Origin of the sequence: Planctomyces sp. SH-PL14, from assembly GCF_001610835.1 — a bacterium.
Classification (GTDB): domain Bacteria; phylum Planctomycetota; class Planctomycetia; order Planctomycetales; family Planctomycetaceae; genus Planctomyces_A.
This window is the reverse complement of record NZ_CP011270.1, coordinates 6,509,130-6,529,414: the sequence shown is the minus strand read 5'-3', so window position 1 is coordinate 6,529,414 and position 20,285 is coordinate 6,509,130. Positions and strand designations below refer to the sequence as shown.

Annotated in this window: 20 protein-coding genes and 1 tRNA gene; 14 read left to right on the top strand and 7 right to left on the bottom strand. The window is 65.5% G+C overall.

The genetic code is table 11. The annotated features are described in order from the left end of the window. Positions 1-23 precede the first annotated feature (23 nt). From rplR to VT03_RS24945, 6 genes are all read left to right on the top strand, one after another. Entirely contained in the window at positions 24-389 is a 366-nt protein-coding gene (gene rplR, locus VT03_RS24970) for a 50S ribosomal protein L18 (protein ID WP_075095518.1), read from the top strand. Positions 390-458: 69 nt separating this feature from the next. Continuing rightward, positions 459-956, top strand: a complete 498-nt coding sequence (rpsE, locus tag VT03_RS24965; RefSeq protein WP_075095517.1) for a 30S ribosomal protein S5 — start codon at positions 459-461, stop codon at positions 954-956. Positions 957-1,086: 130 nt separating this feature from the next. After that, positions 1,087-1,539 (top strand): 50S ribosomal protein L15, encoded by a 453-nt coding sequence (gene rplO, locus VT03_RS24960; RefSeq protein WP_075095516.1) that lies wholly within the window; start codon positions 1,087-1,089, stop codon positions 1,537-1,539. Between the two features lie 397 nt (positions 1,540-1,936). Beyond that, positions 1,937-3,313, top strand: coding sequence for a preprotein translocase subunit SecY (gene secY, locus VT03_RS24955; protein WP_075095515.1), 1,377 nt, complete (start codon positions 1,937-1,939; stop codon positions 3,311-3,313). 144 nt (positions 3,314-3,457) lie between these two features. After that, complete coding sequence (gene map, locus VT03_RS24950) at positions 3,458-4,243, top strand: type I methionyl aminopeptidase (protein WP_075095514.1); 786 nt, start codon at positions 3,458-3,460, stop codon at positions 4,241-4,243. Continuing rightward, positions 4,224-4,649: a hypothetical protein gene (locus tag VT03_RS24945; protein WP_156514745.1), complete on the top strand. Its 426-nt coding sequence runs from the start codon at positions 4,224-4,226 to the stop codon at positions 4,647-4,649. Before map ends, VT03_RS24945 begins: the two co-directional genes overlap by 20 nt. A gap of 49 nt (positions 4,650-4,698) precedes the next feature. Here VT03_RS24945 and VT03_RS24940 read toward each other — a convergent pair whose 3' ends face one another. After that, entirely contained in the window at positions 4,699-5,796 is a 1,098-nt protein-coding gene (locus tag VT03_RS24940; protein ID WP_156514744.1) for a DUF1207 domain-containing protein, read from the bottom strand. Between the two features lie 366 nt (positions 5,797-6,162). Between VT03_RS24940 and lexA the strand changes: the two genes are divergently transcribed. Next, the gene (gene lexA / locus VT03_RS24935; RefSeq protein ID WP_075095511.1) at positions 6,163-6,768 is read left to right on the top strand and encodes a transcriptional repressor LexA; all 606 of its coding nucleotides are present in this window, start codon (positions 6,163-6,165) and stop codon (positions 6,766-6,768) included. A gap of 54 nt (positions 6,769-6,822) precedes the next feature. Further along, complete coding sequence (locus tag VT03_RS24930; RefSeq protein WP_075095510.1) at positions 6,823-7,980, top strand: hypothetical protein; 1,158 nt, start codon at positions 6,823-6,825, stop codon at positions 7,978-7,980. Positions 7,981-7,997: 17 nt separating this feature from the next. Here VT03_RS24930 and VT03_RS24925 read toward each other — a convergent pair whose 3' ends face one another. Continuing rightward, positions 7,998-8,579: a helix-turn-helix domain-containing protein gene (locus VT03_RS24925; RefSeq protein ID WP_075095509.1), complete on the bottom strand. Its 582-nt coding sequence runs from the start codon at positions 8,577-8,579 to the stop codon at positions 7,998-8,000. 746 nt (positions 8,580-9,325) lie between these two features. Between VT03_RS24925 and VT03_RS24920 the strand changes: the two genes are divergently transcribed. Next, positions 9,326-10,723, top strand: coding sequence for a DUF1501 domain-containing protein (locus tag VT03_RS24920; protein WP_075095508.1), 1,398 nt, complete (start codon positions 9,326-9,328; stop codon positions 10,721-10,723). A 36-nt stretch (positions 10,724-10,759) separates the two neighbouring features. Here VT03_RS24920 and VT03_RS24915 read toward each other — a convergent pair whose 3' ends face one another. Together VT03_RS24915 and VT03_RS24910 are read right to left on the bottom strand one after the other, a co-directional pair. Further along, positions 10,760-11,224: a PGPGW domain-containing protein gene (locus VT03_RS24915; protein WP_156514743.1), complete on the bottom strand. Its 465-nt coding sequence runs from the start codon at positions 11,222-11,224 to the stop codon at positions 10,760-10,762. Between the two features lie 236 nt (positions 11,225-11,460). Further along, on the bottom strand, positions 11,461-12,840 hold the full coding sequence (locus tag VT03_RS24910) for an MATE family efflux transporter (RefSeq protein ID WP_197489076.1): 1,380 nt from the start codon (positions 12,838-12,840) through the stop codon (positions 11,461-11,463). Positions 12,841-13,133: 293 nt separating this feature from the next. Here VT03_RS24910 and VT03_RS24905 point away from each other — a divergent pair, with 293 nt between their 5' ends. Both VT03_RS24905 and VT03_RS24900 read left to right on the top strand, forming a co-directional pair. Beyond that, positions 13,134-13,877 carry an amino acid ABC transporter ATP-binding protein gene (locus VT03_RS24905; RefSeq protein WP_075095506.1) on the top strand — a complete coding sequence of 248 codons (744 nt, stop codon included), beginning with the start codon at positions 13,134-13,136 and terminating at the stop codon, positions 13,875-13,877. 59 nt (positions 13,878-13,936) lie between these two features. Then, positions 13,937-15,211, top strand: coding sequence for an alpha/beta hydrolase family protein (locus VT03_RS24900; protein ID WP_075095505.1), 1,275 nt, complete (start codon positions 13,937-13,939; stop codon positions 15,209-15,211). A gap of 540 nt (positions 15,212-15,751) precedes the next feature. On the opposite strand, the gene VT03_RS24895 is transcribed toward VT03_RS24900, so the two are convergent. After that, positions 15,752-16,678 (bottom strand): alpha/beta fold hydrolase, encoded by a 927-nt coding sequence (locus VT03_RS24895; RefSeq protein WP_197489075.1) that lies wholly within the window; start codon positions 16,676-16,678, stop codon positions 15,752-15,754. 370 nt (positions 16,679-17,048) lie between these two features. On the opposite strand from VT03_RS24895, the gene VT03_RS24890 reads away from it, so the two are divergent. After that, positions 17,049-17,122, top strand: a tRNA-Arg gene (locus tag VT03_RS24890). Positions 17,123-17,343: 221 nt separating this feature from the next. Continuing rightward, entirely contained in the window at positions 17,344-17,862 is a 519-nt protein-coding gene (locus VT03_RS24885; protein ID WP_075095503.1) for a hypothetical protein, read from the top strand. Between the two features lie 98 nt (positions 17,863-17,960). Here the strand turns inward: VT03_RS24885 and VT03_RS24880 are convergent, their stop codons facing one another. Both VT03_RS24880 and VT03_RS24875 read right to left on the bottom strand, forming a co-directional pair. Further along, a complete protein-coding gene (locus VT03_RS24880; RefSeq protein ID WP_197489074.1) occupies positions 17,961-18,635 on the bottom strand; it encodes a hypothetical protein in 675 nt (224 codons plus the stop codon). 209 nt (positions 18,636-18,844) lie between these two features. Further along, the gene (locus tag VT03_RS24875) at positions 18,845-19,183 is read right to left on the bottom strand and encodes a thioredoxin family protein (RefSeq protein ID WP_075095502.1); all 339 of its coding nucleotides are present in this window, start codon (positions 19,181-19,183) and stop codon (positions 18,845-18,847) included. 185 nt (positions 19,184-19,368) lie between these two features. Between VT03_RS24875 and VT03_RS32925 the strand changes: the two genes are divergently transcribed. Beyond that, positions 19,369-19,839: a TfoX/Sxy family DNA transformation protein gene (locus VT03_RS32925; protein ID WP_082846516.1), complete on the top strand. Its 471-nt coding sequence runs from the start codon at positions 19,369-19,371 to the stop codon at positions 19,837-19,839. Positions 19,840-20,285: the final 446 nt, after the last annotated feature.

Below are 20,285 nucleotides of genomic sequence, written 5' to 3'. Positions count from 1 at the left end.
CCAGGGTCTTGGGAGTCAGAGACATGCGACTTGAGAAGCGTATTGCGAAGCAGCGGGAACGTCGGACGTTTCGCGTCCGGAACCGCTGCCGGGCGACCGGCCGGCCGCGCCTGTCGATCTTCCGCAGCAACAACCACATTTACGCCCAGCTGATCGACGACGAAGCGGGTGTGACGATCGCCTCCGCCAGCTCGACCGAGAAGGAACTGGGGGGCGCCGCCAAGGACAATGGCAACAAGGAAGCGGCCGCCCGCGTCGGTGCCGCGATCGGCAAGCGGGCCATCGCCAAGGGAGTTTCGGTCGTGTCGTTCGACCGCGGTTCCTATCGATATCATGGCCGCGTTGCCGCATTGGCGGACGCTGCTCGTGAAGCCGGCCTTCAGTTTTAATACACTCCAGAGTATTTTCAGGACCCCGCGGACAGATCCGTCCGAGGTGTCGACCCACGGGAGTTCGCAGTGGCAGGGGAACGGGAACAAGGACAAGGCGGCGGCGGCAGCTCACCCGAGAAGATCGTTCAGATCCGTCGGTGCGCCTGCGTGGTGAAGGGTGGCCGCCGGTTCAGCTTTGCGGCGCTCGTGGTCGTCGGCGATGAACGGGGCAAGGTCGGCTACGGCTACGCCAAGGGCGTGGAAGTGCCGAACGCCGTGGACAAGGCCAAGAAGTACGCCGAGCGGTCGCTGAAGCAGTTTCCGCTCGAAGGGACGACGATTCCGCACGTCGTGGAAGGCCGTTACGGCGCCTCCCGCGTCCTGCTGATGCCCGCCGCTCCTGGAACCGGCATCATCGCCGGGGCCACGGTGCGGGCGGTCGTCGAGTCGGTCGGCGTCCGGGACATCCTCACCAAGAAGCGCGGGTCCAGCAACCCGTCGAATGTTGTCAAGGCGACGATGGACGCCCTCAGCAAGCTCCGGACGCGTGAAGACGTCGCCCGCCTGCGGGGCATCGAAGTCTGAGACCGGCCCCGGCTGGCGGTTGTAGTGGGTTCCGACGGCATAGCCCGGGACGGGACAGTTCGGACGGCACAGGTTACACGAAGAGGGATTCGGGTCGCGACGACCGGCGAATCCAAGGATTACGGCTCCCATGATCATTCACGACGTCCACCAGGGAATCCACGCCCACAAGCCGCGCAAGCGGATTGGCCGCGGTTGCGGTTCGGGCCACGGCAAGACCTCGGGCCGCGGTCACAAGGGTCAGGGAAGCCGTCGCGGTTCGGCCGTCAAGGCGAACTTCGAAGGGGGTCAGAAGCCCCTCCTCCGCCTCGTCGCCAAGCGGGGTTTCAACAACCGCGCCCACGCCCCCAAGATCCTCGAGATCAACCTCAAGTGGCTTGAGCTCAAGTTCGAGAGCGGCGCGGTGGTCAACGAGGAATCGCTGAAGACCGTCGGCCTCGCCAAGGGCCGTTACGACGTCATCAAGGTCCTTGGCAACGGCGACCTGAACAAGAAGCTGACCGTCCAGGCCCACCGCTTCTCCGCCCAGGCGGAACAGAAGATCCAGGCGGCGGGTGGCACGGTTGAAAAGATTCTGTCATAGTCCGCGTGGCCGCCCGGGCTAGATCAGAGACCGATCGAACGTACCGATCAAGCGTTAGGGTGCCCTGCCTCGCGGAGTTCCGGCTTTTCCAAGCGAAGGCTCCCGTCGCAGGGACACGGTAGAGCAGAACGCTCTAGCGGCGGCCAGCAGGTGATTGCGAACGGCTTTTCCGTCCGCCACCCCAGTAGAGTGGACTCCCGACGGTTCCCCGTTCCACGCGGCATTCCGTTTGTCAGGGCTGCTCGCTGCGGATGGCCAACCGAACCGTCCGCTTCCGGTCACCGGCTCTGGTGGTGACCGGCAAGGGCGTTCCTTCCGGCTCCCCGAACGGTCTTCCCGGAAGCGTGTCTTTCCGCGAAGATCCGGTCCGTAGTGTCAGGCGGAAGGGACTCGAAACATGCTTTCGCGTTTGTTGATGGTCTTCAAGATTCCGGAACTCCGGCAGAAGATCATCCTGACGTTGATTCTGCTCGCCGTGTACCGGCTCGGCTACTCGCTTCTCCTGCCGATCATCGATCAGGAGCGATTCGTCGAGATCCTGCAGCGCACCAGCCAGGGGACACTCGGCCAGATCATGCAGACGATGTCGCTCTTCTCGGCCGGCGCGCTGGGGAACGCGACAATCTTCGGACTGGGGATCATGCCGTATATCTCGGCGTCGATCATTTTCCAGCTCCTGGGGACCGTCTATCCCCCGCTCGAAGCCCTTCAGAAGGAAGGGGAAGCGGGCCGCAAGAAGATTAACGAGTACACCCGCTACGCGACCGTCGCCATTGCCCTCGCTCAGAGCTTCTTCTGGGTCCGCGTCCTCCAGAGCCAGGGGCAGGCCGACGGCGGCACCGGCTTCCTGCTCTCGGACTATTCCGGCATCTGGTACCAGATCATGGCGGCCTTCATGATGACCGCCGGGACCGTGCTCCTGATGTGGATTGGCGAGCAGATCGACGAATACGGCATCGGCAACGGGATCTCGCTCCTGATCATGGCGGGGATCCTGGCCCAGATGCCGCGGGCCCTGGGGGAAATCCTCGCTCCGGCGTTCCAGAGCGGCCGGTTCAACATCAAGCTCGGCAGCGACGCCGGGGTCGACAAGCTGCTGCTGCTCGTCTTCCTCTTCGTGGCGGTCATCATCGGCGTCGTGGCGATCACGCAGGCCCAGCGGCGGATCCCAATCCAGAGCGCGAAGCACGTCCGCGGCCGCCGGGTCCTGGGCGGGACGCGGCAGTTCCTCCCGCTCCGGCTCAACCAGTCGGGCGTCATGCCGATCATCTTCGCGTCGAGCCTCCTCGTCATCCCGCAGATGATCTTCAGCTGGGCCTACCAGGTCTTCCCCAGCCAGATCTGGCTGCTCACGCTGTCGCAGCTCTTCGGCCTCGACCGGGGCTTCGTCTACAACGTCTGCTACATCCTCCTGATCTACTTCTTTGCCTACTTCTGGACGTCGATCACCTTCAACCCGAAGGAAATGGCCGACAACCTGAAGGACTACGGAAGCTTCGTCCCGGGGTATCGCCCCGGCCAGCGGACCGCCGAGTACCTGGACGACGTGATGCACCGCGTCACCTACGTCGGGGCCGGGGCCCTGGCCCTGATCGCGATCGTCCCGACCCTCATGGCGGCGGGGATGAACATCAACCCGCTCGTGGCGAGCTTCTACGGAGGAACGGGTCTCATGATCGTCGTCTCCGTGGCCCTCGACGTCGTGCAGAAGATCGACAGCCACCTCGTCATGCGGGGTAAGGGCGGTCTCCTCGAGACCGACGAGAACCTGTAGGCCCTGGCCTTCGGTTCGGCTGCCGTCCGATTCCGACCGCGTTGATTCCGATTCAACGCGGTCTTTTCGTTTCCGCCCCGGTCGCCCCCTCACGGAGGCGGTCTTCGGGGCACCTCGTCACTCTCGCTTCGCTACGATTCCCGCATGATCACGCTCAAGTCTCCCCGCGAAATCGCCCTCATGCAGGAGGCGGGCAAGCTCGTCGCCGAGGCGCACCGCATCGCCGCCTCGATGATGACGCCGGGGGTCGAGACGCGGGCGATCGACAGGGAGATCGAGGCCCTCTTCGAGCGGCACAAGGCGGAGCCCCTTTTCAAGGGGTATCCGGGCAAAGTCCCCTTCCCCGCCGTGACCTGCATCAGCCCCAACGAGCAGGTCGTGCACGGCATTCCCGGGGATTACCGGCTCAAGGAGGGGGACATCATCAGCGTCGACACCGGCTGCCGCCTCGCCGGCTGGTGCGCGGACTCCGCCTGGACCTACGCCGTCGGAACGATCAGCCCTCAGAAGCAGAAGCTGATGCAGTGCGGCGAGGAGGCCCTGCGGGAAGCGATCCGCGGCCTGACAACTGAGCGAAAATGGTCCGCGATCGCCCGCCGGATGGAGAAAGTGATCCACGCCGCCGGCTGCAGCATCGTCGAGGAGTTCGTCGGCCACGGGATCGGCCGGAAGATGCACGAGTCGCCGCAGATCCCGAATTACGTCTCGAAGGAGCTGGCCAAGGAGGACTTCGAGATCCGTCCGGGACTCGTCCTGGCGATCGAGCCGATGATCAACGCCGGCCGGAAGGGAATCAAGGTCCTGCGGGACCACTGGACCGCCGTCACGGTCGACGGCCAGCCGAGCGTCCACTTCGAACACACGGTCGCCGTCACGAAGGACGGGCCGCTTCTGGTCACGGCAGGGGTGGGTGGAGATTTCCGCTGGTGAACAGAACCCCCAAGTGACAACCACATCACAGCCAATGTCGGGCAAACGTTCCCAGCTCGAACTGAAACGAATCGTCGAAGCGGCTCTTGCCAAGATCTGCCCGCTTCCCGACGCCGCCCTATGGCTCGTCGTGAATCACGTGGCCGCGACCGGCCACCCGATTCGCTCGCTTCGCGTGGCCGCAACCCTGCATTTTCTCTCCGAGGGTTCGCCCTTCTGCTGTGGCGAACCGATGTGCCACCTCGGGCTCTCTCGCAAACGCCTCGATGAACTCGGAGAAGAAGTTCGCCTGCTCCTTCACCTGAGGCACGAGGTGAGCCTCGATTTCCCATCGGGAATCAGTGTCCATTGTCACCCCGGCGTCACCTTTCAGCCGCAGAACCCGCGTGACACTGATGACGTCTGAGCGGGCCGTGACAGCATGACCCAGGGGGTGAACGGGGACAACGACGACGTCAGAAGTCGTACCAGATCCCCGCCCCGCCGAGCGTCTCGCGGCGGCCGACGAACTCCCACTGCATCGCCGGGCCGTTGTAGAACTGGAAGCCGGCTCGCCACAGGTGGTTCGAGTACCGTCCCCGCCATTGCCAGCCGGCCACGAGGTTGAAGCTCGTGATCCAGCCGTCGTCCTGGCGGGTGTGGCCGTTCACGGCGGCGAACGGCGTCCCCTTGAGCCCCGTCGGCCCCTGCGGGCTGTACTGGATCCCGTACTGGAACTCGAGCGGCTCCGCTCCGCCGTCGACCGCCGCCAGCCCGACTTCCCCGTAGATCTGGATGGAGTCCGAGACCTCGTAGAACGTGCCGAAGATCGCCGAGTCGCGGACGTAGTTGATCCGCTGGTAGGCGGGGTTCGCCAGCAGGAACTCATCCCCGGCGTGCGAGCTCAGGTGATAGTAGCCCGCCTTGAACGCCCAGGGACCTTCCCGCCAGACGCTCAGGAAGCCGATCCGGTAATCGGTCGCATCAAGGGGGGCCGATTCTTCGAAGACCTGAACGCGGGCGAGCGCGGCCCCCTCGAGCTGCAGTTCCCAGCCCTCGGGATGGACGTCGTCGAGCGTCCCCTTGCGGAGGAGCGACATGCGGCCCCCGAGCGCCGTTTCCCAGCGCCAGATCCCGTCCGGTCCGCGGAGCCAGACCGCCTGGAAGCGGGGCTCCTTCTCACCGGCGAGGTAGGACGGGTACATCACGCCGTCCGGAAGCAGCTGCCAGACGTCGTCGGACAGCAGGGACCGGGGGACATCGACCGGCGGCCCGGCCGGAACGACGTCTGGCGGAACCGGCGGGACCACCTCTTCAAAGGCCATCCGCTGGACGGGCCCCACCTTGGGCTCCTTGAAGACCGCTTCGGCATCGCGGCAGTCCCAGTCATCGAGCGTCTGCCGCCCGACCGGATCCGCCGGGGCCTCAAAGACCTCCTCGATCCTATCGAGCCGGACCAGCCCTCCGGGCCGAACCGCTTCGCGGGCGAGGGCCTGTGCGGGCAACAGTCCCGCCGCCGCCCACAGGAATGCGGCGGAGGCGGTCAATCGACAGAGAGTTCCGAACGTTCGCAATCGCTCCCTCCCGGGGGTCTCGGTCGAGAGTCGTATCGGCGGGGAGTCCGCATGGACTCATCGCAACGGATGCTCTGCCGGACGGGATTGAGCGTGGCGTGTGCGTCATTCGGGTCAGTCAAACTTTGCGGGGGTCGGCGGGCCGACTCGCCGGCACACCCCGCAGTGTCAACGGCAATTCTGTACAGAAATCCACTTGTACGAAAGCCACTAGTATAATAGAAAACACATCTGAACAAAGGTTCTGTTCGCCGTCGATACTTGACTGTCGATGGTGGGACGCACGCGGTCGACGAACGGCTCTGCAAAGGGGACCACCCTGAAAAAGGTGGTTTCAGAAGAGCGAGCGGTCGGGAGGACAGTCGAATGTCATTTGAGCGGACGACCCTGACGCAGCGGCAGCAGGAGATCTACGAGTTCATCAAGGACAAGATCCTGAATCGGGGCTACGGGCCGACGGTACGTGAGATCGGCTCGGCGTTCGAGATCCGCTCCCCCAACGGCGTCATGTGCCATCTCAAGGCCCTGGAGCGGAAGGGGCTCATCCTGCGGGAGCAGGGGATGTCCCGGGCCATCCAGCTCACCGACCAGCCGCAGCTCAAGCGGGCCAGCCTCCCGATGTGCGGCCAGATCGCCGCCGGTACGCCGGTCCTGGCGGTCGAGCAGGCGGAGCGGATCGACTTCGGTCCCCTCTTTCAGGACGCCGACCACTTCTGCCTGAAGGTCCGCGGGGAGTCGATGATCGACGCCCATATCGCGGACGGGGACTACGCGGTGATCCGCAAGCAGCCGCATGCCCGCGATGGAGAGATCGTGGCGGCCCTCGTCGACCATGACGACGCGACTCTCAAGAAGTTCTACCGCGAGGATCACCGGTACCGCCTCGAGCCCTGCAACCCGACGATGTCGCCGATCTACTCTCAGAACGTCGAGATCCTGGGGGTCCTGGTCGGCCTGATCCGGAACTACTGAGCCTTGAGCCACCTGCCGTCAGCCGTCAGCATTGAGTGAAGATGCCGACAACTGATGGTTTCGTGGCTCGGCGTCGTTCCTCCCCTCGAGATCCGCATGGCGTGGCGGTTCTTCTTCGTCGGCCTTGTGTTCGGCCTGACCACCGCACTGCCGGTGGATGCGGCCGATCCGTGGCTTGCCGGTTCGTCGGTCTCCGCGGCCCTCGAAGAACCGTGCCTCGCTCTCTTCAATAAGAAGCCGATCCGTCTGGCCCTCCGCGATCTCAGCGGGCAACTGCGGATCGCGATGGTGCTGGACCGCCGCTGTGATCCCAACCGGACGGTCACGCTCGCCGACAATCGCCTCTCGCTGAAAGAGGCATTGGCGGCAGCCGCCGAGCAATCCGGAACGGCCATGACGACCGTGGGGAGCGTCCTCTACTTCGGTCCGCCGGAGAGCGCCGGCGCGCTGCGGACGATGGCGGAACTGCGACGAATGGAGCTGACCGCGAGCCCCCCCAAGCGCCGCGCGGAGCTCGCCCGCCCGCGGGAGGTCGCGTGGGCCGATCTCGCCGAACCACGGGAGGTCCTCGACCGCCTCACCCGCCCCGCCGGCCTGCGGGTGCTGAACCCGGAGCAGCTCCCCTATGACCTCATGGCGGAAGAGACGCTTCCGCAGTCGTCGACCGTCGAGAGCCTGACGCTCTTCTGCGCCCAGTTCGGCCTCGGGTTCGAATGGTCGGAGAACGCGGCTGCGATTCGCCTCGTCCCCTTCCCTGCCGCGGCGACGATCACCCGCCCGCACCCGGTCCCCGCCGCAAGGATGAAAGAGATCACGGGCCAGATCCGGTCGGCGTGGCCCGAGCTGGCGGTCACCACGACGGCGGGGAAGGTCGAGTTCGCGGGGCGGATCGAACAGCACGAGCAGGTCGAAGAGTGGATCCGCCCCGCTTCCAAGCCCGTCCGGCCCAAGCCGAAGCCGGTCGATCTCTCCCGCAAGCGGCTCACGTTCCGGGTCGCCCAGACGCCGGCCCGGGACGTCCTCAAGGCCCTCGAGGCGACCGGGCTGGCCTTCGACGTCGCGGAAGGGATCGACCTCGACACCCGTCTCTCGCTGGAGCTCCGCGACGCGACTCCCGCGGAAGTCGTGGAGGCGATCGCCGCTCAGCTCCGGGCGGTCTCCGAGATTGACGGGACGACGGCCCGCCTGAAACCGGAGGCCGGCACTCGCTGACCGCTCCGCCCGTGGTCTTATCGGGGACGGGCCGTCTCGGTGAGCGAGCGGGTCCGGACCGCGAGGAGAGCCAGATCGAACGGGCGGCGGAAGCGGTCGTCGAAGCCGCCGGACATCCAGAAGTCGTTCCCATCTTCATCGCCGACGAGGGCGATCGTCCGCACGGGACCGGCCTTGAGTCCCTTCACGGCCCGGAGGACCCGGGCGGCATCGCCGGCGCCGAACCGGGAGTCGATGACGACGCATTCCGGCTCACTCTCGGCAACGACGATCCCGGCCTCGAAGAGCGACGCGGCCCGCTTCGCACTCACGCCGACCGCGGCGAGTTCCGCCTGGAGCGCCTCCCACTCCGTCTCCGGCAGGCCGATGACGAGGGCGTGCCGCTCCGCGTCGTCGGCGAGTTCCCCGAGGGGCATGCGGTGGGCCCGCATGAACTCGATGAGGTTGTCCCTCGGGATGCGGCGATCCTGTGAGCCGGGAACGCGATAGCCCTTGAGCCGGCCGGAGTCGAACCACTTTCCGACGGTCCGGGGGGCGACCTGGCAGATCCGGGCAACATCGCCCGTGGTCAGAATCGAGTGATCGGCGGAACGGAGCATGGCATGGACTCGCAGGGAGGGAGAGCGGGTGCGGGGAGAAGAGAGCGTCCCGGCCGGAAGTCGTCAGTCCATGACGTGCGGTTGTGAGCAATGCATGGGGCGTGCCTTTTGGGCGGCGCGTCAAGGGAGTGTGGCGGCCTCTTGTGATCCTCAGGGATTTCGGGGTCTGTGGGGCAAGCCAAGGGGTTGATGCCGGGCAGGGTTTGCAATCCGGCCCGTATTCGAGTGCAGGATTTACACGAGTGCAGTCGCCGATCGAGGAGTGAGTCCGATTCCGGTGCCTCAATGCACGTCCTTGCCGGCACGGCTCTGCTACCTCAAACCCAACGTGCGACGGCAGCCGGGGTCAAGGGGGCCTCGCCCCCTTGCCGCCGGAGGCACTCCTGTGAGGAACCGTGGTACACAACGGGCGATCGTTTTGTGGGACCGGCGTTGAGAACTCACCGCTCGCTTTGCAATCCCCGCGGGTTGTTGAGGGGGCATACGGAACGTCGTCCGCGTCTGGATGCTCACTCCTTCAGACATCTCTCGACGGCCAGGCCTCCGGCGGGCAAAGGGCCAAGAAAACAACACAGGCCCCTCTGCACTCCCCACCAGGGGTGCCCCTGGACCCCGGCTGGATCCTTCATCCGCCTCCACGCCACACGACATGCCCTCTGCGTGCACGGCCCCCGAATCCACTTGCGACAAACGCATCAGCCACCGACAATGCGTCGCTTGTCTCACTGGCGCCGGGGAGACCGTCGTTGCTCGACATCTCGACACACTCAGGTGGATTGTGTGACGGCCTCACCCGCCGCAGCCTGCTTCGCGCCGGGGGACTGGGGCTTCTGACCGGGGGCCTTGCCGCGGCGCAACCGCTGACGGCTCTCGCACAGACCGGCTCGATCTCGTTCGGCCGCGCCAAGCGGTGCATCGTCCTCTTCCTGATGGGGGGCCCACCGCAGCATTCGACCTGGGATCCCAAACCCGACGCAGTGGCGGAAGTTCGGGGAGAGATCGCTCCGATCGCAACCAGCGTCCCGGGCCTTCTGATCGGCGAGGGATACCCGCGGCTGGCATCGCTGATGGACCGGTTCGCGGTCCTGCGGGCGGTCGTGACGGATGACAACGCCCATTCGTCGAGCGGCTACTTCATGCTCACGGGGCACCCGCACATCCCGATGAACGCGGAGAACGCCAACCCCGGCTTCCCGAATGACCGCCCCAATGTGGCGGCAATCGTCCAGCACCTGCAGTCCGGCCATCCGCTTCTCCCGCCCGCCGTGCGGCTGCCGCATCACATCTTCAATACCGATCAGTCGGTCTGGCCGGGGCAGGAGTCAGGTTACCTGGGGCACGCGGCGAATCCGTGGCTGTTCCGCTGCGAGCCGGGCTCGGCGAACTACGACGTCCCCGACTTCCGGCTCGCGGCCGATGTCTCGCTCGACCGGCTCGGTTCGCGTCGGTCGCTCCTGAGCCAGATGGACGAGCAGCTCCGCGCGCTCGCGGCCCAGCAGACGATGGAGCGGTTTGATCGCGAGCAGCGGCAGGCTTTCGAACTCCTTTCCTCCGCGGGGGCCCGAGCCGCCTGCGACCTCAGCCTCGAACCGGCCGAGGTCCGCGACCGTTACGGACGGACTCAGTTCGGTCAGAGCGTCCTCCTGGCCCGCCGTCTCGCGGAAGCGGGAGTCTCCTTCATTCATGTGAACTGGTTTCGAGGAGCGGACGAGCCGTCCGATGCCCCCTGCTGGGACAGCCACACGATGGAGACCGAGCGGCTGCGGACCGTGCTCATGCCGCCGACGGACCTCGCCGCTTCGGCCCTCGTCGAAGACCTGGAACACCGCGGCATGCTCGATGACACGCTGGTCTGCATCCTGAGCGAGTTCGGCCGGACGCCACGCTTCAACGGCCGAGGCGGACGAGATCATTGGGGCCACGTCTTTTCTGTGGCCCTCGCTGGCGGCGGCATCCGCGGCGGCGTGGTCCATGGCGCGTCGGACGCCCAGGGAGCCTATCCGCTGGAAGGGATCGTCCGCCCGCAGGACCTGACCGCCACGATCCTCCACTGCCTCGGCTTCGCGCCGACGACCGAGATCCACGACATGGTTGGCCGGCCGTTCCCGGTGAGTCCGGGTGAGCTCATCGCGGCGGTGACGTAGGAAGAGACGCAAGGCAAGAGGATCAGCGTCGCGCCGTCACCGCGACGCCGGCACCTGTGAAGTCTTGGGCATGGGGCAATGCGGGAGCCCCATGTCGCCCGTGTCGTTGCAGAACGGCGGAAGATTTCGCCGCTGGCGGATCCAGTTCAGGCCGTGCAGCACGCCCTTGTGGTAGACGAACCACCGCATCAGCTTCCGCTTGCCGCGAAAACTGAGGCAGGCGAGGCCGACCAGAATGGTCAGCACCCCCTGCCCCGGAAGGACGAGCATCGCGATCCCCGCGAGGATGAGGATCACGCCGACAAAATTCCGCGCGAGGCGGACGGCGATCGTCTTCCACGACCAGTCCTCCATCGGCAGCTCGGGACGAACAAAGTAGTCCTCCGGCATCCGACAGACGATCCAGGGAAGCAACGCCAACGTCCCCAAGAACATCACGACGGTGCCGCCGATCATCCACCACATCGCGGCAGTCGACTCAAACAGCTTGGCGATCAGCATCTCCGCCTCCACAACCGGCCGGTATCCAATCCGCGCCTCTCAGGGCGCGGGAACGATTCTTTTCGCGAATCGCCCCGGGCTCGCAGAGGGGAGAACGAGCAGATTCCCTGCCAGGTTCACCCGGACCGCTCCGGTTTTCGTGCATCGGACGGAACTTATTTCGAGTGTGCCACTTGCACGGCACTAACGAAGTTGCCGATCGGCTTCCCCTTCCGTCGGAAATCCAGCCCCGGCGGTCAGCTTTCGCCGGGTGATCCCGCGGCAGACGCGAAACGCCGGCTGATCCGGTCGAACCGGATCGTCAGCAGCACAGCCGCCAGGAAGAGAGCCACGATGAACCCGCTCCAGATCCCGTCCGCCTGCTGCCCCCGACCGATCGCCAGCCAATAGGCGACCGGAACACCGATCACCCAGTAGACGACCACCGTGATGAGCGCCGGGACCGAGGTGTCCTTCAGTCCCCGCAGGCAGGCGTTCGACGCCACCTGGAAACCGTCGAAGAGCTGGAACACGGCGGCATAGAGCAGCAGCCGGCTCATCAGCGTCAGGACGGCCGGATCGCTCGAATAGAGCCGCGCGATGGGTCCCGGCGCGAGCGCCAGGAGCGTCGCGCAGCCCAGCATGATGAAGGCCGCCAGGCCGATGCCGGTGAACCCGGCGCGGCGGACCGCCGCCGGATCCCGCCGGCCCACGGCCTGCCCGACGCGAATCGAGGCCGCGGTCGAAATCCCCAGCGGAATCATGAACGTCACGGAAGCGACGTTGAGCGCCGCCTGGTGGGCCGCCACCACGGTGTCGCCGAACCGGCCCAGGAGAAGGGCACCGGCCGCAAACAGCGTGCATTCCATGAACAGGCCGACCCCGATCGGAGTTCCGAGAGCGAGCAGCTTGCGGATGTCGGCCCACCGCGGCCACTCGAACCGCTCGAAGACCCGGTAAGGGCGATACCCGCCGGAGAAATAGACCCAGCTGGCCATCATGAAGAAGTTCAGCCACAGGACGATGGCGCTCGCCACACCGCAGCCGACGCCGCCGAGTCGCGGCATGCCGAAGTGGCCGTACATGAAGACCCAGTTGCCGAAGACGTTCATCGGGAAACTGAGGAGGCTGATGAAGAACATCGGCCGTGTCCGCGATACTCCGTCGCTCATTCCCCGGAGGGCGATCTGGCAATACATCGCCGGCAGGCCCCACGCGATGGCCGTGAGGTAGCCCATCGCCCCCGGAATCAGGTCGGCGTTCACGTCCAAAGCGTGGAAGATCGGCTCGCAGAACTGCGCCGCGCCCGCTGTGAACACCCCCAGCACGAGCGCCACCCACAGCCCCTGGTGAAGCTGCCGGCCGATCTCGTCGTGCCGTCCGGCCCCGTAGAGCTGGGAGACCGTCGGACTGACCGACATCAGAACCCCCATTCCGTAGAGGCAGAGCGGATAGAACACCCCGCCCCCGAGCGCGACGGAGGCCAGGTCCGCCGCCCCCAGCCGACCCGCCATGACGGTGTCAGTCGCGCTGAGCAGGATCTGGGCGAGCTGCGTGCCGACGACCGGGCCCCCCAGGATCAGGGTCTCGCGGACTTCGGTCTTCCAGACAGACCAGGGGATCGCTGGCCGGGACACGGGCGGAGCCTGCGTCCCCGGTGTCGCGGGGGGCCGTTGCGAGGCGGTCGGCGTTGGCATCATCACTCCCTTTCAGAATGTCAGGCCAACGCATTCACGCGGCGCAGCGGGACAGGTTACACTTCCGGCCCGCGTTCTGCCGCCTCGCCTCTCGAACGAGCGGCAGGGCGAACGTTGGACCGGCGCTCCGCAAAAAGGTTCGGTCCGGGAGCGACTCCTTCCCGGCCCGTTGCACCAGGCATTTCCGGAACTCTTTGCGGCTCCGGAGATTCGGTTGTCCCCCAGAGCCCTTCATGATCTCCCTCCGGAACATTCATAAACGTTTCGCCGGAAACCATGTGCTGCGGGGAGTCTCGCTGGAAGTGGCCAAGGGCGAAGTCTGCGTCCTGCTTGGCCCGTCGGGCGGGGGCAAGAGCACACTCCTGCGAACGATCAACGGCCTCGAGACGTTCGACGACGGGGCGATCCAGGTCGATGAGATCACGCTCGGCCCCGCCAGCGACCCGAACCGCGATACCTCGCTGACCGCCATCCGCAAGCGGGTCGGGATGGTCTTCCAGCAGTTCCACCTCTTCCCGCACCGCAGCGTCCTCGACAACATCCTCGAGGCCCCGGTTCATGTTCTCGGCCGGCCCCGCAAGGAAGTCGTCCCCGAGGCGGAAGCCCTACTGGAGCGGGTGGGGATGATCGAAAAGATCCACGAGATGCCGGGAGCCCTCTCGGGCGGCCAGCAGCAGCGGGCGGCGATCGCCCGGGCCCTGGCGATGAAGCCCGAAGTGATCCTGTTCGACGAGCCGACGAGCGCCCTCGACCCGCGGTCGACCGCCGAAGTCGTCGGCGTGATCTCGGACCTCGCCAAGAGCGGCCAGACGATGATCGTCGTCACGCATGCCATGGGGTTCGCCCGCGCGGTCGGCCATCGGGTCCACGTCATGGAAGCGGGACGGGTGGCCGAATCGGGGCCACCCGAGCAGATCTTCGGTTCGCCGCAGACGGAAACGACCCGCAAGCTGCTCGCCCAGTCGTCGCTGAACTGACCCATCTGGCGGTCTAGTCCCCTGCTCCGCCCCGCGGAAACCGGCATCGAGAGGCCCCCATGCTGCGAGCCCTGTTGCGGTCCCTCGTCCTTGGCCTGCTCCTGGCGACCGGCGCGGCCCGGACGCCGGCCTCCGGTCAGGAGACCGCGGCGACTCCCCTGCCGGGGGGCGTGGCCTTCGATCTCAAGGCTCTCTCCGTCGTTCCCGAAGTCTTTCCCGCCAAGGAGCTCGAAGTCGAAGGGGTCGAGACCTTCTTCTACGCCGGTCCGAAGCTTCAGGGGAAACCGACGCGGATCTTTGCCTACCGCGGAGTCCCGAAGCCGAAAGCGGGCGAAGCCACCGGGAAGGTTCCGGGGATCGTCCTGATCCATGGCGGCGGCGGGACGGCGTTCGACCGCTGGGTCAAGCTCTGGAACGGCCGCGGGTACGCCGCGATCGCGATGGACCTGTGCGGCTGCGTGCCGATCGGGAGCTACGGCAAATGGGAGCGGCACGAGCATGGCGGCCCCCCGGGTTGGGACGCCAGCTTCGGACAGCTCGACTCCCCGGTCGAAGACCAGTGGACGTACCACGCCGTCAGCGCCGTCGCGCTCGGCCACACGCTGCTCCGCGCGCATCCCGATGTCGACTCCGAGCGGATCGGCATGACCGGGATCTCGTGGGGGGGCTACATGACCTCGGTCGTCTCGGGGGTCGACTCCCGATTCCGGTTCGCCGTCCCGGTCTATGGCTGCGGCTTCCTGGGGGACAATTCCGCCTGGCTGGGCCGGTTGGAGATGATCGGCCCTGAGAAGTCCGCCCTGTGGCTCAAGCAGTGGGATCCGTCACACTATCTCCCCAAGGCGAAGATGCCGTTCCTGTGGGTCAACGGGACGAACGACTTCGCCTACCCGATGGACTCCTGGCAGAAGTCGTATCGCCTGCCGGAGGCCGACCGGACGCTCTGTCTGCGAATCCGGATGCCGCATGGGCACGGAGCGGCGGGAGAGAATCCCGAGGAGATCCACGCCTTCGCCAACCAGATCCTGACCGGCGGCGCTCCCCTTGCCCGGATCGCGAAGCAGGGCCGGACCGAGACGGAACTGTGGTGTGAGTTCGAAGCCGCGCAGCCGATCGCCAAGGCGGAGCTCTGTTTCACCAGCGACAGCGGGGCCTGGAAGGACCGCAAGTGGGAAGCGGCCGCGGCAACCCTCGACGCCGCCGGCAAGCGAGCCTCAGCGGCCATCCCGGCCGCCGCCACGGTCGCCTACCTCAATCTCTTCGACGATCGCAACTGTGTCGTGAGCACGGAACACATCGAGCTCAAGCCTCCCGCCCCGGTCAAGCAGGACTGACTCCGCGCGACTGGCTCTGATTGGGTGCGTTCGCTGGATGGCGGTCGGAGGAGTGGTGTGCCGGCTGACGGATGCCCCAGTGCATAGCCTCACCGGGTCCAGGGGCACCCTGGTGGGGAGTGCAGAGGGGCAACGCCCCTTTGCCCGCCGGAGGCCGTCTCGTCGGAAACTGTCGGAAGGAGTGCGTATCCGAGCGCGAACAACGTGTCGGATGCCCCCTCACCAACCCGCGAGGATTGCAAAGCCAGCGGTGCGGTTTGAGAGAGTCCTCAAGGTCGGTACCACAAAGGGGACATTCGTCGTGTACCACGGTTCCTCATAGAAGTGCCTCCGGCGGCAAGGGGTGACCCCCTTGACCCCCAGGCTGCCGTCGCACGTTGGGTTTGAGCGAGCAGAGCCGCGCCGGCAAGGACGTGGTTCGAGACACCGTGGTCAGACTCACTCCTCGAACGACCACCGTTCGACGAATACCCCCAGCTCTAATCCGTGTTCATCTGCGGCTAAAAAATCGATTCGGGCCACAGATCGCCACAGAGAGAATCACGCCGCGCGGCGGACCGGCTCGATCATCCGGTTCGTCACCGCCACCGGAAACGGGATCGTCGCCCGCTCGAGCGGCATTCGGACCTCCAGCCAGTCGAGGATCAGCTTCGCCGTATGGTACCAGTCCGGCTCCGTCAGCAGCTCGTGGAGATGGTCGCGGAGCGTCAGCAGACTCTTGTCGTGCGCGGCGACCTGCGGATACCACCGCAGCGGAGCGTTCGGACAGACCACCTCGTCCCGTTCCCCCTGGAGCAGCAGCAGCGGAGTCGTCATCGCCCCGGCTGCCTCCCAAGCCTCCTCAACCGCCTCCTGGACCCGGAAGTACCAGCTCGCGGTGACCGTTCGATGCCGCAAGGGATCCTTGTCGCGGGCGCGGCGGGCCTCGTGACAGCGCGTCACCTGAGACGACTGGATCGGGCTGCGGAACCGCGCCGTCGGGGCGACCGCCAGGCAAAGCTTGCCGAGCAGAATTTTGAGCGGCGGAACACGCAGCCCCATCGCCAGCAGGGGTGAAAGGGCCACGAGGGCGCCGATGCGGTCGGGCCGGGTCTGGGCATAGCGGATCCCCGTCAGCCCCCCCATGCTGTGGGCCACCAGGACCGTCCGGTCGGGAATCGCCCCGATGTGCGCCAGAACGACGTCGAGGTCCTCAAGGTACTGCTCAAACCGCTGCAGGTGCGTCGGCGTCCCCCCGGACCGGCCGTGACCACGAAGATCCCCGGCGACTACCGACCAGCCGCGGCCGGCCGCCATTCGGGCGAACCGGTCGTACCTGTCGCCGTGCTCCCCCGTCCCGTGGACGATCACCAGCGTGCGGTCGGGCGAACGTTCTTCCGGTGCGTAGCAGCGCAGGTAGAGCGCAGTTCCGTCGGCGGCGGGGACCACCGAATCGGTCCGTGCAACGGGAAGATCCCGAGGCATCATGCGCGGCGACTCCTTCGACGCCATGCCCCCCTCACTGGGCGACGGCAGATTTGGCCGGTCGAACGACCCCGCTTGATCGTTACCGGCCTGTCCAGCTTTATCGGCGCGAAGAAACCGTGCAGGCGAAGAAATCGAACGGTCTGTCGCGAAAGTGATCTTCTTCGGCCACCGTCCGCCCGGGGCCGCAAGAGACACGATTGAGCCCGCCGGCCGCTCCAGGCGGCGCGTTCACAGCCGCGGAAATCCGCGAACCTTCACTCGCGACGCGGGTTCTCGCATCTTTGCGTCCCGCTGGTATCATGCCCTCCGCCGGCACCCCGCAGGAGATCCTCCCGCGGCGGAACTTCCGCCGGATGCCTCGCTGAGGCATGCCCCCGTAGCTCAGTAGGATAGAGCGCCCGTTTCCTAAATGGGAGGCCACAGGTTCGACTCCTGTCGGGGGTATTTTCTTCGTTCAGATGGGCAGCGTTTCTCCTCGTGTAACAGGCTTTTCGTTGGATTCGCCCCCGACCTGCCGAGTATCCGGTGCCGGCGTTTTCAAGCTTCGTCAACTCTGGACGAACAGGGACCGCGAATCAGCGTTGTCTTGCGCCTCCCGCGCGACCTAGCGTACGCGGTTGATGCTTACTGCAGGTCTTATGGATTCGCACGGGAGGTCCGGTCACATGCTGCAGGAACTCGCCCTGGCGGCGGTCGCTTGGTCTGCTGTTATTCCCGCTGGCGAATGGGGTTCAGCCGTGCTGAATCACTTCGCGACAGAGCAGCGTGTTGAAACGCAGCCGCCTTTCGAGGAAACGATCCTTGTTGAGGACCTTGTGCCCACCGAGAGGGTCTCAATTCGGGTCACCGGTGCGGATGGAAGCTCGCAATGTGTCACGGGCTGCGTCGAAGAGGTCGCTGAAGGGCGAATCGTCCTCAGCCGTTCGTTCACTCAACAGGAAAGAGTCCAGTTTCTTACGGCGGACTGGGCGGAGGGAATCCCGTACTTCCAATCGCATTGGGGCACCCACTTAGTGGGTCGTGAGCTGATCTACCGAGGTGTCAGCGTCATTCCTGTCGCTGCCGCTGCGGAAATCGGCCCCGCAGAATGGCGAGACTGGATCGTGGATGGGCCGCCTCCGTCTCTGATGGTCCACGTCGTCGGGCCGAATGCGTGGCATCCCTCGCCACGTGACGATTTTTGAGGGCCACGACAGCTGTCGGTGACATCCTTACAAATCGCAACGCCTGGGCCACCAAGAAAGAAACCCCGCCGAAGCGGGGTTTTGGAAAGTAGGACTCTCTAGTTGGTCTCGACTATGACGTCGGAAAAGAGGCCTTCCGTCCCCACGTCGACAAACAGACCGACGCCGCCGTCCGCAGCGTCGCCAAGCTTCAGGTCCGTCACCACGATCGCCGGTTGAGCCGCGCCGTTGACATACAGTTTCGCCTCGGCCCCCTTCACGACGATCTTCAAGTCAATCCACTCGTTCAGCCCCATGTCCGCGTAGGACTCGTACTTCTCCGGCGACTCTTTCCGCAGACGCTGGAATTTGAAGTCCGGGTAGGCAAAGTATTGAATCGAATGGTTCCGACGTACCTGATCGTCGACCCGTGCGTTCCCTGGCCGGACGTAGATGCACTCGAACTTGGAGTTGTCGTCGCCGATCCGGAAGGCAATGCCGATGAAGCCCCTCGCGAAGTCGGGAGCATCTTTCGCCAGCCGACTCATGACTCTCGCCTTGATTGTGCCGTTCTTGAAGGTCACACCCTTGAGCCTCGCAAACGTCGCCGAGTCGAACTCTTTCACGCCCGGGTCTTTGACGACACAAATCACGTTTCTCCCATCGACCGCTTCCGAGGTGACAGACACATTGATCGGTTGCACGGAGCCTCGGTCGATGTCCTCGCCGAAGCCGATAGCGGCCGACAGGGCAAACACAGTGACGGCAACGCCAGCCAAGACTTTCTGAATCATTGAGAACCTCTGTTGTGGTGCGAGCCATTTTACGCGGCACGAGGCAACGACTCCGTGGGACCCGTCACAAAACGAACAAACCCCGCCGTGGCGCGGTTTGACTCCGAGTGATTTGGAATACGATGGGTATCGAGCTTCCCCGTTGTTCTCTCAGGGACTCGACTCCTGTCGAACGTACCTCCAGCTGGGCGATCGACGCAGAGCTTCCCTTATTCGGCCGTGTTCGACGCCATCGCAGGCGACGAAATCTGCTGAAGCCCCTCGAGCGCCTGCCGACGGTCGGGCCGGGCGACCTGTGACAGTGGCTGTCCGTCCTTGAGGAACACAAGTGTCGGCCAGAGTTTGACGCCGAAGGACCGCCCGAGCGGTTGCCCGGGGCCGTCCTCGACCGTGAAGTGCTGCACGTCCGGGAACTGCTGCAGCAGCGACTCGAGCGTCGGGGCAAGGACGCGACAGTAGCCGCACCACTCGGTCCCGAATTCGAGGACCGCCGGCCCCTTCAGTTCCGTTACCTGCTGCCGGGTCCAGGTCGTTGCGTCTTCGGACATGATTCTTTGCTCTTCTCGCAGGTCGGGATGCGAACACCGCTGATGGCACCATTGTAGGTTCCGGCATCTTCATTGGCGGTCCACGGCTGGCGGTCCCGAAGGTTTGCGTACGCTCTCTCCTATCTGGACACCTTCGCCACTCGATCCCTTTCCGTGCGGACGTCCGCGGCGAAAAATGAGCGGTCATGCCCGATCCCAATGGCCACAAACTGTTCGTCAACCTCGGTGCCTCGCAGACGCGGCGGCGGCTCAAAGGCTTCGGCCACGGCGTCCGGAAGATTCTCAGCGCGGGCAAGAACCGCTCCTACGTGATTCACACCGCCACCGGCCGGCATCTGGAGTCGCTCAAGGCCCAGTTCGCGGATGTCGGCTGCGCGGAGTCGGAGCGGGAGTTGAGCGAACCGATCGAGAACCTGCGGAACGTCGGCCCGACTTCGGCGGAGAAGCTCCGGTCCGTCGGCGTCCTTTCGCGAGCCGATCTCGAACGGCTCGGGCCGGTCACGGCCTACCGGCTTGTTCGTGACGCTCACCCGGAAGTGACGCTCAATCTTCTGTGGACTCTGGCGGCGGGTGTGGACGACCAGGACTGGCGGGAGCTTTCCGAGGCGACGAAGCAGTCCCTTCAGTCGCGTCTTCGGGACGGTGAGTTGTTGTGATCAGAACCGACGACTCCGCACTCCAATTGCGCAACCCAACCGGGGTCCAGGGGGTAACCCCTGGTGGGGGATGCAAGGGGGCAACGCCCCTTTGCCCGCCGGAGGCCTGGCCCGTCGAGAGTTGTCTGAAGGAGCACGTGCCCAATCGCGAACATGGTTCCGGATGCACCTTCACCAACCCGCCGGGATTGCAAAGCAAGCGGTCTGGTTTGAGGGAGTCCTCAACGCTGGTTCCACAAAACGGATATCCGTTGTGTCCCACGGTTCCTCAAGGAAATGCCTCCGGCGGCAAGGGGGTGAGACCCCCTTGACCCCCGTGGCCGTCGCACGATGAATGGCGTAACGAAAGTCCCTCCGGCAAGGACACTGTTCGATCCAGCGGGACAGGCCGCTCCCCTCCGGTCGCTACTCTCCCGCCCGGCAAGCCGTCACACTACACCCGACAA

What these genes read in the sequence shown, in the direction of transcription:
- rplR (WP_075095518.1), top strand. Translation starts at nt 24, where the DNA reads ATGCGACTTGAGAAGCGTATTGCGAAGCAGCGGGAACGTCGGACGTTT.
- rplO (WP_075095516.1), top strand. Translation starts at nt 1,087, where the DNA reads ATGATCATTCACGACGTCCACCAGGGAATCCACGCCCACAAGCCGCGC.
- secY (WP_075095515.1), top strand. Translation starts at nt 1,937, where the DNA reads ATGCTTTCGCGTTTGTTGATGGTCTTCAAGATTCCGGAACTCCGGCAG.
- map (WP_075095514.1), top strand. Translation starts at nt 3,458, where the DNA reads ATGATCACGCTCAAGTCTCCCCGCGAAATCGCCCTCATGCAGGAGGCG.
- lexA (WP_075095511.1), top strand. Translation starts at nt 6,163, where the DNA reads ATGTCATTTGAGCGGACGACCCTGACGCAGCGGCAGCAGGAGATCTAC.
- VT03_RS24930 (WP_075095510.1), top strand. Translation starts at nt 6,823, where the DNA reads ATGGTTTCGTGGCTCGGCGTCGTTCCTCCCCTCGAGATCCGCATGGCG.
- VT03_RS24925 (WP_075095509.1), bottom strand. Translation starts at nt 8,579, where the DNA reads ATGCTCCGTTCCGCCGATCACTCGATTCTGACCACGGGCGATGTTGCC.
- VT03_RS24915 (WP_156514743.1), bottom strand. Translation starts at nt 11,224, where the DNA reads ATGCTGATCGCCAAGCTGTTTGAGTCGACTGCCGCGATGTGGTGGATG.
- VT03_RS24905 (WP_075095506.1), top strand. Translation starts at nt 13,134, where the DNA reads ATGATCTCCCTCCGGAACATTCATAAACGTTTCGCCGGAAACCATGTG.
- VT03_RS24900 (WP_075095505.1), top strand. Translation starts at nt 13,937, where the DNA reads ATGCTGCGAGCCCTGTTGCGGTCCCTCGTCCTTGGCCTGCTCCTGGCG.
- VT03_RS24895 (WP_197489075.1), bottom strand. Translation starts at nt 16,678, where the DNA reads ATGATGCCTCGGGATCTTCCCGTTGCACGGACCGATTCGGTGGTCCCC.
- VT03_RS24885 (WP_075095503.1), top strand. Translation starts at nt 17,344, where the DNA reads ATGCTGCAGGAACTCGCCCTGGCGGCGGTCGCTTGGTCTGCTGTTATT.
- VT03_RS24880 (WP_197489074.1), bottom strand. Translation starts at nt 18,635, where the DNA reads ATGATTCAGAAAGTCTTGGCTGGCGTTGCCGTCACTGTGTTTGCCCTG.
- VT03_RS24875 (WP_075095502.1), bottom strand. Translation starts at nt 19,183, where the DNA reads ATGTCCGAAGACGCAACGACCTGGACCCGGCAGCAGGTAACGGAACTG.
- VT03_RS32925 (WP_082846516.1), top strand. Translation starts at nt 19,369, where the DNA reads ATGCCCGATCCCAATGGCCACAAACTGTTCGTCAACCTCGGTGCCTCG.